General features: G+C 59.5%; 17 protein-coding genes and 1 tRNA gene. 6 read left to right on the top strand and 12 right to left on the bottom strand.

What is annotated here, in order from left to right; translation table 11 throughout:
- The first annotated feature begins 8 nt into the window (after window positions 1–8).
- Window positions 9–2,228: an FUSC family protein gene (locus AC1RRT_RS12400; RefSeq protein ID WP_493014111.1), complete on the top strand. Its 2,220-nt coding sequence runs from the start codon at window positions 9–11 to the stop codon at window positions 2,226–2,228.
- Here AC1RRT_RS12400 and AC1RRT_RS12395 read toward each other — a convergent pair.
- From AC1RRT_RS12395 to AC1RRT_RS12385, 3 genes are all read right to left on the bottom strand, one after another.
- Entirely contained in the window at window positions 2,212–2,394 is a 183-nt protein-coding gene (locus tag AC1RRT_RS12395; RefSeq protein WP_492980017.1) for a hypothetical protein, read from the bottom strand. The two genes, AC1RRT_RS12400 and AC1RRT_RS12395, sit on opposite strands and share 17 nt — an antisense overlap.
- Before the next feature lie 147 nt (window positions 2,395–2,541).
- The gene (gene acs, locus AC1RRT_RS12390; RefSeq protein ID WP_493014110.1) at window positions 2,542–4,485 is read right to left on the bottom strand and encodes an acetate--CoA ligase; all 1,944 of its coding nucleotides are present in this window, start codon (window positions 4,483–4,485) and stop codon (window positions 2,542–2,544) included.
- 154 nt (window positions 4,486–4,639) lie between these two features.
- Window positions 4,640–5,164, bottom strand: coding sequence for a MarR family winged helix-turn-helix transcriptional regulator (locus AC1RRT_RS12385; protein WP_493014109.1), 525 nt, complete (start codon window positions 5,162–5,164; stop codon window positions 4,640–4,642).
- A gap of 109 nt (window positions 5,165–5,273) precedes the next feature.
- Between AC1RRT_RS12385 and AC1RRT_RS12380 the strand changes: the two genes are divergently transcribed.
- Window positions 5,274–5,801, top strand: a complete 528-nt coding sequence (locus tag AC1RRT_RS12380) for a PaaI family thioesterase (protein WP_493014108.1) — start codon at window positions 5,274–5,276, stop codon at window positions 5,799–5,801.
- 19 nt (window positions 5,802–5,820) lie between these two features.
- Here AC1RRT_RS12380 and AC1RRT_RS12375 read toward each other — a convergent pair whose 3' ends face one another.
- Entirely contained in the window at window positions 5,821–6,066 is a 246-nt protein-coding gene (locus AC1RRT_RS12375; protein ID WP_493014107.1) for a DUF1127 domain-containing protein, read from the bottom strand.
- 144 nt (window positions 6,067–6,210) lie between these two features.
- Here AC1RRT_RS12375 and AC1RRT_RS12370 point away from each other — a divergent pair, with 144 nt between their 5' ends.
- Complete coding sequence (locus AC1RRT_RS12370) at window positions 6,211–6,951, top strand: ArsR/SmtB family transcription factor (protein ID WP_493014106.1); 741 nt, start codon at window positions 6,211–6,213, stop codon at window positions 6,949–6,951.
- A 65-nt stretch (window positions 6,952–7,016) separates the two neighbouring features.
- Window positions 7,017–7,090: transfer RNA gene (locus AC1RRT_RS12365), tRNA-Gly, on the top strand.
- A gap of 246 nt (window positions 7,091–7,336) precedes the next feature.
- On the opposite strand, the gene AC1RRT_RS12360 is transcribed toward AC1RRT_RS12365, so the two are convergent.
- Window positions 7,337–7,654, bottom strand: coding sequence for a helix-turn-helix transcriptional regulator (locus AC1RRT_RS12360; protein ID WP_493014105.1), 318 nt, complete (start codon window positions 7,652–7,654; stop codon window positions 7,337–7,339).
- Window positions 7,655–7,753: 99 nt separating this feature from the next.
- Between AC1RRT_RS12360 and AC1RRT_RS12355 the strand changes: the two genes are divergently transcribed.
- Window positions 7,754–7,969: a SlyX family protein gene (locus AC1RRT_RS12355; protein WP_493014104.1), complete on the top strand. Its 216-nt coding sequence runs from the start codon at window positions 7,754–7,756 to the stop codon at window positions 7,967–7,969.
- 149 nt (window positions 7,970–8,118) lie between these two features.
- On the opposite strand, the gene AC1RRT_RS12350 is transcribed toward AC1RRT_RS12355, so the two are convergent.
- From AC1RRT_RS12350 to AC1RRT_RS12335, 4 genes are all read right to left on the bottom strand, one after another.
- Window positions 8,119–8,397 (bottom strand): hypothetical protein, encoded by a 279-nt coding sequence (locus tag AC1RRT_RS12350; protein WP_493014103.1) that lies wholly within the window; start codon window positions 8,395–8,397, stop codon window positions 8,119–8,121.
- Window positions 8,398–8,410: 13 nt separating this feature from the next.
- Window positions 8,411–9,115 (bottom strand): hypothetical protein, encoded by a 705-nt coding sequence (locus AC1RRT_RS12345; protein ID WP_493014102.1) that lies wholly within the window; start codon window positions 9,113–9,115, stop codon window positions 8,411–8,413.
- A gap of 161 nt (window positions 9,116–9,276) precedes the next feature.
- Entirely contained in the window at window positions 9,277–10,194 is a 918-nt protein-coding gene (locus tag AC1RRT_RS12340; RefSeq protein ID WP_493014101.1) for a dienelactone hydrolase family protein, read from the bottom strand.
- 74 nt (window positions 10,195–10,268) lie between these two features.
- Window positions 10,269–11,201: an Ivy family c-type lysozyme inhibitor gene (locus tag AC1RRT_RS12335; RefSeq protein ID WP_493014100.1), complete on the bottom strand. Its 933-nt coding sequence runs from the start codon at window positions 11,199–11,201 to the stop codon at window positions 10,269–10,271.
- Window positions 11,202–11,342: 141 nt separating this feature from the next.
- Here AC1RRT_RS12335 and AC1RRT_RS12330 point away from each other — a divergent pair, with 141 nt between their 5' ends.
- Window positions 11,343–11,729 (top strand): helix-turn-helix domain-containing protein, encoded by a 387-nt coding sequence (locus AC1RRT_RS12330; protein WP_493014099.1) that lies wholly within the window; start codon window positions 11,343–11,345, stop codon window positions 11,727–11,729.
- Here the strand turns inward: AC1RRT_RS12330 and AC1RRT_RS12325 are convergent, their stop codons facing one another.
- From AC1RRT_RS12325 to AC1RRT_RS12315, 3 genes are all read right to left on the bottom strand, one after another.
- Window positions 11,730–12,077, bottom strand: coding sequence for a DUF3768 domain-containing protein (locus tag AC1RRT_RS12325; RefSeq protein ID WP_493014098.1), 348 nt, complete (start codon window positions 12,075–12,077; stop codon window positions 11,730–11,732).
- 73 nt (window positions 12,078–12,150) lie between these two features.
- Complete coding sequence (locus AC1RRT_RS12320; RefSeq protein WP_493014097.1) at window positions 12,151–12,381, bottom strand: hypothetical protein; 231 nt, start codon at window positions 12,379–12,381, stop codon at window positions 12,151–12,153.
- A 123-nt stretch (window positions 12,382–12,504) separates the two neighbouring features.
- Window positions 12,505–13,080, bottom strand: coding sequence for a tyrosine-type recombinase/integrase (locus AC1RRT_RS12315; protein ID WP_493014096.1), 576 nt, complete (start codon window positions 13,078–13,080; stop codon window positions 12,505–12,507).
- Window positions 13,081–13,093: the final 13 nt, after the last annotated feature.

Genomic DNA, 13,093 nt, shown 5'->3' with positions numbered 1-13,093 from the left:
TCGCTACAATGGCGGAAAACACGGCCGCCATGATCAATCCGTTCAGCCTGTCGCACTATTCACTGCCGGCACAGAACCTGCTCAGCGGCCTCACCGCCGCGCTGGGCGTATCTGTTGTCGTCGGCATCGCGGCCCTGGCGGCCGGCTATGAGGTGGCGGCCGTGGTCGCCGTCGGTGCCACCTGCGTCAGCATCGTCGATACGCCGACGCCGCCCGACCACAAGCGCACCGCCTTCCTGATCGCCCTGCTGTTCGACAGCGCCGTGACACTGGCCATCGGACTCAGCACCGGCAATGTCTGGCTGCAGATTCCCATTGTGGCGGTTACCAGCTTCGCCGCCGCCATGGTCTCGATCTACGGCAAGAGCGCGCTGGCGCTCAGCATGTCCATGATCCTCGCGATGATCTTCGCCTTCGGCACGCCGGTGGCCAACGTGCAGGCCGCCGTGTTGCATGCCTTCTGCTTCGCCGCCGGCGCCGCCGCCTATGCGGTCTTCGGCATGCTGATGGCGGAATGGCTGGAGGCCCGGCACAAGCGCATCGCACTCAGCGGCGCGCTCGATGCTTTTGCGGCCTATGTGCGTGCCAAGGCCCAACTCTACGATACTGAAGCGCCGATCGAGGCCAGCTATGCCGCGCTGATCGAACGGCAGGTAACCCTGATGGAACGCGTGGAAGCAGCACGCAATCTACTGTTCCGCACCATGGAGCGGCCGAAGGAGAGAGAGTGGGCGGCGGCCCTGGTGTCTGCGCTCGACGCCTTCGAGACCATACTCTCCAGCCAGACCGACTACTGGCTGCTGCAGCGCCAGTTCGGCAGCCAGCGCGACAGCAGCCTGATCCTGAGCGCCATCCGCAACGGCGTACTGCATATCGCCGACCTGCTAGCTACGCTGGCAGACGAGGTGGAAACCGGACGCCCCAGCGCCTCGGTCGCCGCACTGCAGGCGGAATTTTCCGCCATCGGCCTGCGCATGCAGCAGATCGTGCCGCTGGAATCCGGCATGGACGAGGCCACTGAACATGGTCAGGCCGTCATCGAGCTGCGTGCCACGCTGGAGCGGATCAGCCATGCCATCGAGGCAGTGGGACAGATCCAGCAGGCACTGCACCGTGAAGACACCGCCGACCGCATCCTGGGTGCAGTGACGCTGGCCGATTTCCTGCCGCCGCGCCCCTATCGCCTGCTCCTGATCCGCCGGCACCTGCGCCTGAGTTCGCCGATCTTCCGTTATGCGCTGCGGCTGACCGCGGCCATGCTCTGCGCCTATGCCCTGGCCGAAGTCCTGACCCGCTATTTCAGCCATGGCAGCTGGATCCTGCTGACCGTGGCGGTGATCATGCGCGCCAGCTATAGCGCCACGCGCCAGCGCCAGAAGGACCGCCTGATCGGCAACCTGATCGGCTGCGTGCTCGCCGCCATCGCCCTGCATCTACTTCCCGATCCGGCATTGGTGGCGATCTATTTCGTCACCATCGGGCTGTCGCATGCCTATGCGCCGGTGCGCTACCGCATCACGTCCACAGCCGCCTGCGTGATGGCGCTGCTGATGATGCATTTCCTCAACCCGAGCGAAACCTCCCTGCTGCTGGAACGCCTGCTGGATACCGTGCTTGGCGCGATGATTGCCGCGATCTTCAGTTTCGTCCTGCCCTACTGGGAGCGCCAGAGCCTGCCGGTGCTGACAGCCAGCCTGCTGCGCGCCAACCGCAAATACGCCCGCCAGGCGCTGAAGCGGCAGCCGGCCGAGCAGACCTATCGCCTGGCGCGCAAGGATGTCTTCGATGCCGGCGCCGATTTCGCTGGCGCATTGCGGCGCCTGGCTGCAGAACCCGGCGCAGCGCAGGCCGATCTGCCGCATCTGCAGGCCTTCCTCTCGGCAAACTATCGCATGATGGCGCAACTGGCCGCGCTGCATGTGCTGCTGCGCATCCGTGGCCGCGAGCTCGACCCCGCACTCGCCGACGGCCTGCTGCGACAGCATAGCGACCGCCTGCTGACTCTGCTGGGCAGCGAGGCCGTGGAACAGGCCACAGGAGACGACACTATCCCGCCGGACGATGACCGGCAGGAGAAGACTTCACCGCAATGGCAAATGGTGGCCGCACTGATGCAGCGATTGGCTCAGGCCGAGGCCATGGCCGGACAAATTCGCGATCTTGCCGGCGGCATGGCGATTGCCTCGCAACGCGCCGACGCGCGCGCCGCAATCACACGCGGAACATGAAATACCAGACCAGAGCAAAGGCGATCACCACGCCAATGATGCCAAAGCCCAGGACATAGCGCATCCTGTGCAGCTCGATACCCGAACGTGCCTTGTTGGTGGGTACCACACGTTCGCGGGTATCGTATTCCGTTCGCTCCTTGGGGCCGTAGCCTGCGGTACTCATAAGAGACCTCCTGCGTTTTCTATCAGAACTATAAGACACAGACAGCCGCATGGTTCCCCACTGCAAAGCTTGTAGTGTCCATGTCGTGACATCAAAAAAAAGCGCCCGGATTGCTCCGGGCGCTTTGATCTTGGAATACTGCAGATATCAGCTGCGGTTCATCCGGTTGTTGACCAGATCGTCAACCACCGTCGGATCGGCAAGCGTGCTGGTATCACCCAACGCCGAGAATTCGTTCTCGGCGATCTTGCGCAGGATGCGGCGCATGATCTTGCCCGAACGAGTCTTGGGCAGGCCCGGCGCCCACTGGATCAGGTCGGGCGAGGCAATCGGCCCGATCAGGGTGCGGACATGCTGCACCAGTTCCTTGCGCAGCTCTTCGGTCGGCTGGATACCGGCCTTGAGCGTCACATAGGCATAGATGCCCTGGCCCTTGATGTCGTGCGGATAGCCGACCACGGCGGCCTCGGCCACCTTCTGATGGGCGACCAGTGCGCTTTCCACTTCGGCCGTGCCCATACGATGGCCCGACACGTTGATCACGTCGTCGACGCGGCCGGTGATCCAGTAATAGCCATCGGCATCGCGGCGGCAGCCGTCACCGGTGAAATACTTGCCCGGGAAAGTGCTGAAATACGTGTCGATGAAACGCTGGTGATCGCCATAGACCGTGCGCATCTGGCCCGGCCAACTGTCGGTGATGCAGAGATTGCCGTCGGTGGCGCCTTCCAGCACGTTGCCATCGCCGTCGACCAGCTGCGGCTGCACGCCGAAGAAGGGCAGCGTCGCCGAACCCGGCTTCTGTGCGATCGCGCCGGGCAGCGGCGTGATCAGGATGCCGCCGGTTTCAGTCTGCCACCAGGTATCGACGATCGGGCAGCGGCCGTCACCGACCACGCGATGATACCAGAGCCAGGCTTCTGGATTGATCGGCTCGCCCACCGAGCCGAGAAGGCGCAAGGAGGCGCGGCTGGTTTTCTTGACCGGCGCTTCGCCATCGCGCATCAGCGCGCGGATCGCGGTCGGGGCGGTGTAGAAGATGTTGACCTTGTGCTTGTCGATCACCTGCCAGAAGCGCGAGGAATCAGGATAGTTCGGCACACCCTCGAACATCAGCGTGGTGGCGCCGTTGGCCAGCGGCCCGTAGAGGATGTAGCTGTGGCCGGTGACCCAGCCCACATCGGCGGTGCACCAGTAGATGTCGCCCTCGTGATAGTCGAAGACATACTGGTGCGTCATCGCGGCAAAGACGAGATAGCCGCCTGAGGTGTGCAGCACGCCTTTCGGCTTTCCGGTCGAGCCCGAGGTGTAAAGAATGAACAGCGGATCTTCCGCATTCATCGGCTCCGGCGCGCATGTGGCCGAGACCTTGGCGGCTTCATCATGCAGCCAGATGTCGCGGCCGGCGGCCATGTCGACCTTGCCGCCGGTATGCTTGACCACCAGGACCTTCTTCACGCCCGGGCAGGTTTTCAGCGCCGCATCGGCATTGGCCTTCAGCGGCACGCCGCGGCCGCCACGCAGACCTTCATCGGCGGTAATGACGAACTGGCTGTCACAATCCTGGATGCGGTTGGCGAGGCTGTCGGGCGAGAAGCCGCCGAACACCACCGAATGCACGGCGCCGATACGGGCGCAGGCCAGCATCGCATAGGCCGCCGCCGGGATCATCGGCAGGTAGATGGTGACGCGGTCGCCCTTCTTGACGCCGTTGGCCTTCATGATGTTGGCCATCCGGCAGACTTCGTCGTGAAGCTGCTGGTAAGTGATGTTGGTCGACTTCGACGGATCGTCGCCTTCCCAGATGATCGCGGTCTGATTGGCGCGCTTGGGCAGGTGACGGTCGATGCAGTTGGCCGAGACGTTCAGGGTGCCATCGTAGAACCAGCGGATATGCAGGTCCTTCCTGTCGTAGGAAACATCCTTCACCTTGGTGAAGGGCGTGATCCAGTCGACGCGCTTGCCATGCTCGGCCCAGAAGCCCTCCGGATTCTTGACCGACTGCTCGTACATGGCCTTGTACTTCCCGGCATCGGCCCAGGCGCGCTTGGCCCAGTCGGCGGCAACCGGAAACAGTTCATTCTCGGCCATAATCGGCTCCCTCTCGTCTGCACTGGCCGGATTGATCCGGCCGCGTTTCCTCATATAGCCGGATGATGCCCGCTGGATCGGAAGCGGACAAGCAGGCGCACCCCGGCTTTCGACCAAAGCATAGGCCCTGTCGAGACTTAAGTATTGAGAGAGATCAAAGATCGTTCGCGGCCGAAGTGCCGGCAGCCGCCGGCAGACCCGCGATGGTGGTTGCCAGCGCCTGCATCAGATCGGGGAACTGCCGGCCCAGGATGGCCTGCGCCTCGGTCTGCGCATCCCGCCACAGCGCGATGCCGGCACGCCAGGCGGCGCGGCCTTCGCGGGTCGCGCGCACCAGCCGCGCCCGGCCATGGCCCGGAACAATCTCGACGAAGCCAGCCGCCACCATCGGTTTCAGGTTGCGGCTGAGTGTGCTGCGGTCGAGGTCCAGCGCCGTCGCCAGTTCGGTGATGCTGGGCGGACGGCCATTCTGCTTCTCGCAGGCCGCCGCCATGCCGACCAGGCTGTACTGCGGCAGGCCGAGACCGACGGGCGCCAGGCGTTTGGTGTAAAAGGCACTGACCCGCCGCGATGCCGCCCGCAGCTGGAAGCACAGGCAGATATCGGTGCCGTCCGGCGCCGGGGGCGGCAGGACAAAAACCGGGTCGGCCGCGGGGAGGGCTTGCGGGGTCTGGCTCATGACGTGTATATACACGATATAGGGCTGCCCGGCAAGCCATCCTCCCGGACGGCCCTGAACTGAACAGCCTCCCCGCTTTTTCATAGAAACGACCCCAGAGGAGCGTCCGATGTCCGCAGCCCCCAACGACAACAGCCCGCAAGGCCGCTCGGCCGACCTGATGCCCCCCACCGGCGGCAAATACGCGCCGATCCCGGTGGAGACGCTGCGCGAGTTGGCGGGCATCGAACTGTTTCGCAAGATCATGAGCGGTGAGCTGCCCGGCGCGCCGATCGCCGAGTTGATGAACATGTGGGTGCTGGAGGCCGAACCCGGCCGCGTGGTCTTCGCCGGCCGGCCGGAGCTGAAGCATTACAACCCGATCGGCAGCGTGCATGGCGGCTATGCCGGCACCATGCTGGACAGCTGCATGTCCTGCGCCGTGCAGTCGATGCTGCCCAAGGGTTCGGGCTACACCACGCTGGAATACAAGGTCAGCCTGGTGCGCGGCATCAGCCACAAGACCGGTACGGTCTATGCCGAAGGCAGCGTGATCCAGGTTGGCAGCCGCGTTGGCACCGCCGAAGGCCGCATCGTCGATGCCGCCGGCAAGGTTCTCGCCACCGGCACCACCACCTGCCTGATCTTCCCCATCTGAGACTGGATGGGACTGAGGGTCAGCGATCCCACACTGGCTTGCGCAACTCAGCCTCGATATCCGCGCGCGTAAGGCCGAGATCCTTGAGGGCCGTATCGCTCAAGGACGCGAGACTGTCGCGTTCGCGCACCAGCCGCTGGGCAGCGACCGCGTCGATGGTCAGGGTGCGCAGGCTAGCGGCAATCTGAAGCCACAGGCGCTCGGCCAGGCTGCGTGAGGGGCGGATGACGGTGATTGTAGCCCGAGAAATAGTGGATTGGGTCATGGCGAGACTCCGTTTTCTGGCATCGGGGGAGATGCTGATCCACCTTATACCCCGCTCCCATGACGCTGCAGTGACCGATTAGTACGGCCGGCGCCGAAGTGTTGCAGATGGACGACAGCCGGTCCCGCGCCTAGAGTCGCATGCATGAGCAGCAATGATCCCCATGTGGCCAAGATCGCGGCCCTGATCGGCGATCCGGCGCGCGCCAATATCCTGAAGGCGTTGATGGATGGCCGCGCCCGTACCGCCAAGGAACTGGCGCATATTGCTGGCGTCTCGCCACAGACCACTAGCGGCCACCTGTCAAAACTTTCAGACGGCGGCCTGCTCGGCCTCGCCAAGCAGGGCCGCCACCGTTACTACCATCTCGCCAATGCGCAAGTGGCGACGGCGATTGAAAGCCTGATGGCGCTGGCTGGCGAACGGCCATTGCCCAAGCACCATCATCACACCCGCGTCGCCGGCGCGCTGCGCGCAGCCCGCACCTGTTACGACCATATCGCCGGCAAGCTCGGTGTCTGCCTGTTCGACCAGCTGATCGCGCGCGGCTGCCTTCTTCCCAGTGGCGAAGAGGATTTCGTCGTCACGGCGGCGGGCCGTGAGCTGTTCAAGGCCATGCAGATCGATGTGGATGCGATGGCCATGGGCAAATCCGGAGGCAAGCGGCGTTTCGCCCGCGCCTGCCTGGACTGGAGCGAGCGCAGCCCGCATCTGGCGGGCAGCCTGGGCGCCGCACTGGCCGATCGCTGCTTCGATCTGGGCTGGCTGGAACGCCGACGCGACAGCCGCGCCGTGACGCTGACCGCGGCGGGCCAGACCGGCCTGGGCCGCCTGTTCGACCTCACCCCGGACCAGATCGCCGCCACCATGGCCGAGGTCCATTAGGCCCTCACCTTCGAAGCCCCCTGTTGCAAGGCAAGGGCCGGTTGGCTATTTTCCGCTGCAGGTGCGCGGGTGTAGCTCAATGGTAGAGCAGAAGCTTCCCAAGCTTACGACGGGGGTTCGATTCCCCTCACCCGCTCCAAATCCTTCAAATACTTAGCTGATTCCACGCCCCATCAGTGTGATCTACACTGAAAAAATACTGAAAAAACAGGTGTGGATTTACATGGATTTAAGCGGACGAGCCTCGATGACCCATGCAAAAAAACGACGCGAAATTAGCGTCAGAGCAAGGCTGCGCGAATCACGCAAAAGCATTGCTTTTGGTGCATTAGAATCAACAGCACTCAAAGCCTCCTGAAGCAGAGCCCAACAGAGCTCTCCAATATCAGTCAGCTTCAAACTGATCTGACGGCAAAGCGATAACAGACCGATACGCGGGCAAAGAATTGAGCCAACGCTCCGCTTCTTCAGACGCGATATAGGTTGATCGACCGAGCTTCTTGCCTGAAAGCTCCCCAGCTTTTAGCAACTGATAAACTTTTGCCCGACAAGGACCATAGCGTTCGGTGAATTCCGTGATCGTCAACAACCGCTTTAATGTCATTTTACTTCCCAACTCAATACTGTCGGGAAAGTTCAGTAACGGCGACGAAATGTAAAGACACTGGCTGAGCAGGGAGCCAACACTCTTTCCGCCAAACATTACGATTAAGCACTTAAGATTGCTTGCCAGAATCTGGCCGGCACGCTCTCACCCACAAATCCACCCATGTATAGTTTTTGTGCAAAAAAGGAATGCCTCATGGCTGACGACAATGTCGTAGCGCGCGTTACAGCTCTTGAAGAGCGCGTGGCCTATCAGGATGAAACTCTCGAAGCTCTCAATCAGACCATTACGAGCCAATGGGCTCAAATTGACAAGCTAACGCGACTAGTCGAGGTGCTGAACAATCGCTTCCGCGAAATCGAAGCAAAGGTAGCCCAGGGCCCAGTCAATGAGCGTCCACCCCACTACTGATCATGAGCTTTTAGCATTCGGCCAAGTTCGAGAAGATACCCTCTCGACGGATAATGAATGACCAAAAATCGAATCACGCTAAGGCAACGCTGCCTTTACCAAAAAGCTTCAAAGGCCTTAACGGCAGATTCTACAGTTTTCAATGCGATCTACTGATCGCCGCCAGCTGGCTTATTACGATTCCGCTTATTTATGACGTCTGGAATACTGCCCCCGATGTTCTTTCTCGCCTTGTGACCTCGTTCAATAGATCGCTCCAAAATCTCTGCGTCGTTAATTCTTCCCTGCCCACGGAGCTCCTTGGCCATTTTCTGCTGCCGCCGAATATCAGCGCCAATTGCACGCAGATCGTCAGCTCGATCTTCTTTAATTTCTTTGTTGATATCGGCCCTGGTCTTTTGAGCCTTCTCCTTAGCATCTTTGCTCACAGCGTTACTCCGATCATAGCAGTGGCTGTATACCTGGCATATCAGCTCGCGCCGTCCATGTGGGAACTCGCCCTGGCTTCCAAGGTACTGCGCGCACATACTCGCTAATATCAACCGACCAGAAATCTGGCTGGTATCTATAGTCGCCTACGATCGTTTTGAGCTCGTCGCACATGCAGATCGTATCAACAATCTTTTCCTTCCATGCATGCTGAATCGTGCAGCCATTGACGACGGGGTGCTCAATAATGAGGTGAATTGTTTCGTGGACTAGATTTGCCACGAATGGCATGCCCAATTTTTTCAGCTTCGCCGGACGCGTATAAATGTGTGTCCGACCACGGGGCCCTGCATAAGAGGGCAGCGCCCGATAGCTACCACCCGGGCCGTAATGAGTCACATAGACATCGATATCATTGGGGATTTCGAGCGAAAAAGCATCGATAAAAGCTGCGATGTCCGGCAATGCATCGGCAACCAGCTTCTCAAACAGTGCAACGTCAATGACACGGTTGGGGTCTCCAATAACGGCACGATGGACTGATGCTATAAATTCAGGCCGCTTCGTGTCTTCTGGAGAGATATCATCTTCTCGCGTGTATGGCGGTGGAAGAGATACTTCATAGTCGTGTTCACGAAAGAACGCGAGATTACCCAATGCTGAAAGGCAATATCTAATATCGGCGTTCAGATCATTTTTAAGAATGTAGTTTAACATTGTATGCCTCCCTATTCGCTATTTTAAAATTGGAGACTAGCGAAAGCGAAGGCATAGCGCCTGAAAATCTCCTGGCCGGGGTCTGAACGGAGAAATCTACTCAGTCTGATTCTACTGAGTAAATCACCCTTCCATCCAGTAGTGGCTTGGCCAGCCTGCGATCAATTGATGCGCACGTTGAGCCCAAAAGTTTTGGCCACAAAGATCTTAAAGTCTTTGAGAGATTGCGGACGAGCATCTGGATCGGGGCCGCCTTTGACGCCTTTGGTCATGCAAGACTGCCATGCCCGCTGCAGTGCTCCTGTATTCTGAGCACCACCCTTCTCGGCGACCTTCAGACCTGTTGTCAGCTCAACGATACTGCCGTCTTCTTGCTCATCCATCACGCAGTTAAAGTAATTCTCGCCTTTGGGAATATCGTAGGCGGGGAACGCGCTATCAAAGCTGTGCATCGCGAATGGATATGCGACGAACTGGACGAGGCTTTGGTCTTTATTCATGTCGCGAATTTTGTTGGCCAGGCGCAGGCAGGTCTTAGGATTTACCCAGGTGTCGTCTTCGCCAACCATCACCAACATCGGCGCGCCAGTGCTTCCCACATCATAGGATTGGTTGACGCAGCCGGGGTAGAAAGCCACATGCAGCGCAAAGCGCGGGCCGTTGGGAGACAGCCAATCGGCCATTGCCTTGTACGAGGACTGCATCGCTGCAGTGCCGCCCTTGGAAAAGCCGACGACACCGATACGCCGCTTATCGACTTTTGGGTGCTTAGAGAGGAATTCCAAGACGCGGAAGGCATCGAGCATCATCTCGATATGCGAGACCTGAGACTGGTCGGCGACCGTGTCCTTAACGCCGCGATTGATGAAGGAGTTGGGGATGGCATAGCCAACGCCCATCTTCACCATATGAGCACCGTAGTAGTTATAATCCATGGTGCGCGTTACGCCGCCAGAACCATGCACTGTGACGATCACCGGGAACGGCCCCTCCCCGTCTGGCAACAACAGATCGAATGGTGTCTTTACGGGCCGATTTTGGTGTAACGCATCGACTTCATGGCGCTCGGTAGCTGCCACAGCCGACCCTGCAAGCAGTGTTACTAAGGCGCACGCGATTAAAGACCTCATCGAGACCTCCTCTGTCTATTTTTTTAGAACTTGCTCTGCCAGCTGTTGAAATTGGCTGTGAGCGCCGGCGTGGGTCGGAACTCGCCCTGGATGCCAGCGTCTTGAACATCGCCATCGTGGTAACTGACCGCGATTAGGGCGCCTGACTTGATGTCAAAGGCGAAGTAGCTTTCGTAATCACCGCAAGATTGCGGGGCACAGCCTGAGCCGACCAGATAACGCTCGTCGATCAGCTCGGTCTGACTGGCCACTTCGAGGCCGGCAATAAAGCCCCGGTATTTGTCGGCGAAGCTCGCCCCATAGACCTCCCGAACCTGGCGGTCAGTTATGACGTCATAGGGGTGTTTACCGATTAGCCCGGTCCATTGGACGCCTTGAGGCATCGCCGCTTGCTGGCGAGTGGACTGGACTGCCTGCACTGGCACATCCCGATCGACCACCTCGAAGGTGAGCATGAACTGGCCATTTGGCCGCGGCTCCATGCCATAGCGGACTATCATCGCATCAGTATTGTTGAGTGTAAGGCCAGCCTCGCACTGTCGGGTCTTGTCCACCTGCCCTTTGTCGCTGGTCTGGCCGACCTCGACGACACTCAGATGCATCTGCCGAGCGAACTGGGCGTTGTTGAAGGCTGCCGTTAGAGCAGTCTTGGCATCAGAGCTATTACAGGCGGGAAGACCGGCACGGTACTCATTGCCGAACAGTTTCAGGCCCAACCCAAGCACATGCGGTGCAACAAGCCAGATCAGGATAGCGACAGCCCCAGTCTGGACCGCCTTTTCCCAGACAGGCACTACAGCCACCTGCCCTTTGCGGTGCTTCTTGTAGAGGGTCTGCAGCCACAGCATGAGCAGGCCGAGCGGAGGCAGGAGCACGGATAGAACCGCGACAAACCACAGCCGCTGGCGCAATCTGACTGCTGCCCAATCGGGCATTTCGAGATCCTCGTTTTTCATATTTTCCCCTTCAGGCGCTTAGCAAACGCTCTCGATTCGGCCCTTTAAGTCGTACAGTCAGCCATTATACGAATCTATCATTCGTATTTATTGGCAAGTCAACGCCAATTACGGCTTAATAGGCCGTAGTACGCATACCTCATGCCGGTTGAAAACATCGGTATGAGAGAACAAGACCTTTTGATTCAGCTAGGCCGCCGCATTAAGACCCTGCGGAAGGGCGCCGGACTTTCCCAAGAGCAACTGGGCGATAAGGTCGGGCTTACGTATGAGTCCGTATCCAAGTTAGAACGCGGATTGAATTTCACCGGCCTTGGCACTCTGTTTCAAATCAGTAAGGCGCTGGATTGCGGTCTCCAGGACTTATTTAGTTGGGCGCCACAAAAGAAATTATCCGCTGACGAAGAACAGTTAGAGCGCGCAATTGAAAGGCTTCGCTCACTGCATCAATCCGATGAAGCTCCTTCGGCTGATGATATCGAAGAGCTGATCAGACTTATCAATCGCAAGAAGCGTAAAAAATCGTAATCAGTACTCCTCTGCCCGCATAAGCGTGAGCACCCTAGTGGTGACAGCGGGATTAGCCGGGTCTTCTGACCCGCCCTCCAGCTCTCGATCGTAGTAATCAATCTTCCAAAACAGCTTCACACTGCCAGCATGGACGGTGCCAAAGTCATGCTCGCCGTAAGGGTCATTATCTTCGCTGAACTCATCATAGCCGGCGACCTCTTGAAGGATCTGAGCCAGGGCGGCCGGCCCTAAGGCCCTTACTCCACCGGTCATCACAAAGCGGCCACCAATACCGGTCCTGCGGAATCGATCATTCAGCTCCCGAATCTTGACCACGCGCTCGTTCTCCTGCTGTTCATCGGACATGGTTTTCCAATCCCGCCAGATGCCTCTGGCAGGTCCTCTTTTGTTGGATTGTTGGTTGAGTTAGGTGGGCGCCTCAGGTACCCGGGAGAGCCCGCCAGTTGCGGTAGGCTTGGACGGCAAACTCGAGCTTGTTGACGGCGTCGGCGATGTCGCCGGCTTCCCAAGTGACGATCACGACGTCGGCCTCATCGGCCATCCAGTCGGCATAGTCTTCGATCGCAGCGGGGAGGAAGGTCCGTAAGCCCAATCGCTCGCCCAGAGACCGCTCGGGCTGTTCAGGGTCACCCGGAATCAGGTCAGTCATAGAAAGTCTCCTTTTCTGTGGACGCAGATATGCAATCGCCCCGATCTCGGGGCGCTGGGTCGTCTCAGGTTGTTGGATAGAGCCGCCTAGGCGGCCAGGTACTCAGACCCTACAGGAGGGCCACTAGACGACGCTTGGCAGCCCCGTCGCCTTCGATATACGCCTGGGTCTGCTCGATGGAGCGGTGGCCGGCGAGCTGCTGGACATCCCGGAGGCTGCCACCGGCCTTGAAGACCAGTTAGCTGCCCGGGTGATGAAGGTTCGACGCCCCGAGTGGGATGAGCAGCCCTCAAAGCCCAGAGTGCCGTAGAAGGCATAGAACCAGTTCACGACACTGCTGGCCCGCATACCCCCGCCCCGCTCAGACCGGATCACTGGCCCTTCAGGCATCCCCCGCCTGCCCCGCTCTCGCGGCATAATCTTCAGGAGGGCCTTCTGGATGTCTTTATGCATGGGAATGGTCCGGCCCGACCGCTTCTTGGCCGCCCAGTCATACAGCTCGATCCGATCAGCAAGACACCCATCGGCCGTCAGCACCATTTCCCAGGTCAGATTGGCAATCTCGCCAGCCCGCATTCCGGCCTTCACCGACAGAAGCAACATGGCCTGATCCCTTTGTGGAAATCGTCCATGCGCAGCCGCCTTCATCGCCCGGGTCAATTGGGCGTCACTGAGTATTTTTGCTTGTTTGCCTGCCATTTGGCTGTCCTTT

The sequence above is a fragment of the Ferrovibrio sp. GW821-FHT12B10 genome (assembly GCF_058807515.1).
Note: the sequence above shows the minus strand (reverse complement) of the source record. Positions and strands in the feature narration are given on the sequence as shown.

Bases quoted from the DNA above. Each gene is read 5' to 3' on its own strand.
- AC1RRT_RS12375 (WP_493014107.1), bottom strand. From the start codon at position 6,066: ATGACCCAATCCACTATTTCTCGGGCTACAATCACCGTCATCCGCCCC.
- AC1RRT_RS12320 (WP_493014097.1), bottom strand. From the start codon at position 12,381: ATGACTGACCTGATTCCGGGTGACCCTGAACAGCCCGAGCGGTCTCTG.
- AC1RRT_RS12370 (WP_493014106.1), top strand. From the start codon at position 6,211: ATGAGCAGCAATGATCCCCATGTGGCCAAGATCGCGGCCCTGATCGGC.
- AC1RRT_RS12400 (WP_493014111.1), top strand. From the start codon at position 9: ATGGCGGAAAACACGGCCGCCATGATCAATCCGTTCAGCCTGTCGCAC.
- AC1RRT_RS12385 (WP_493014109.1), bottom strand. From the start codon at position 5,164: ATGAGCCAGACCCCGCAAGCCCTCCCCGCGGCCGACCCGGTTTTTGTC.
- AC1RRT_RS12395 (WP_492980017.1), bottom strand. From the start codon at position 2,394: ATGAGTACCGCAGGCTACGGCCCCAAGGAGCGAACGGAATACGATACC.
- AC1RRT_RS12315 (WP_493014096.1), bottom strand. From the start codon at position 13,080: ATGGCAGGCAAACAAGCAAAAATACTCAGTGACGCCCAATTGACCCGG.
- AC1RRT_RS12325 (WP_493014098.1), bottom strand. From the start codon at position 12,077: ATGTCCGATGAACAGCAGGAGAACGAGCGCGTGGTCAAGATTCGGGAG.
- AC1RRT_RS12355 (WP_493014104.1), top strand. From the start codon at position 7,754: ATGGCTGACGACAATGTCGTAGCGCGCGTTACAGCTCTTGAAGAGCGC.
- AC1RRT_RS12330 (WP_493014099.1), top strand. From the start codon at position 11,343: ATGCCGGTTGAAAACATCGGTATGAGAGAACAAGACCTTTTGATTCAG.
- AC1RRT_RS12335 (WP_493014100.1), bottom strand. From the start codon at position 11,201: ATGAAAAACGAGGATCTCGAAATGCCCGATTGGGCAGCAGTCAGATTG.
- AC1RRT_RS12380 (WP_493014108.1), top strand. From the start codon at position 5,274: ATGTCCGCAGCCCCCAACGACAACAGCCCGCAAGGCCGCTCGGCCGAC.
- acs (WP_493014110.1), bottom strand. From the start codon at position 4,485: ATGGCCGAGAATGAACTGTTTCCGGTTGCCGCCGACTGGGCCAAGCGC.
- AC1RRT_RS12360 (WP_493014105.1), bottom strand. From the start codon at position 7,654: ATGTTTGGCGGAAAGAGTGTTGGCTCCCTGCTCAGCCAGTGTCTTTAC.
- AC1RRT_RS12345 (WP_493014102.1), bottom strand. From the start codon at position 9,115: ATGTTAAACTACATTCTTAAAAATGATCTGAACGCCGATATTAGATAT.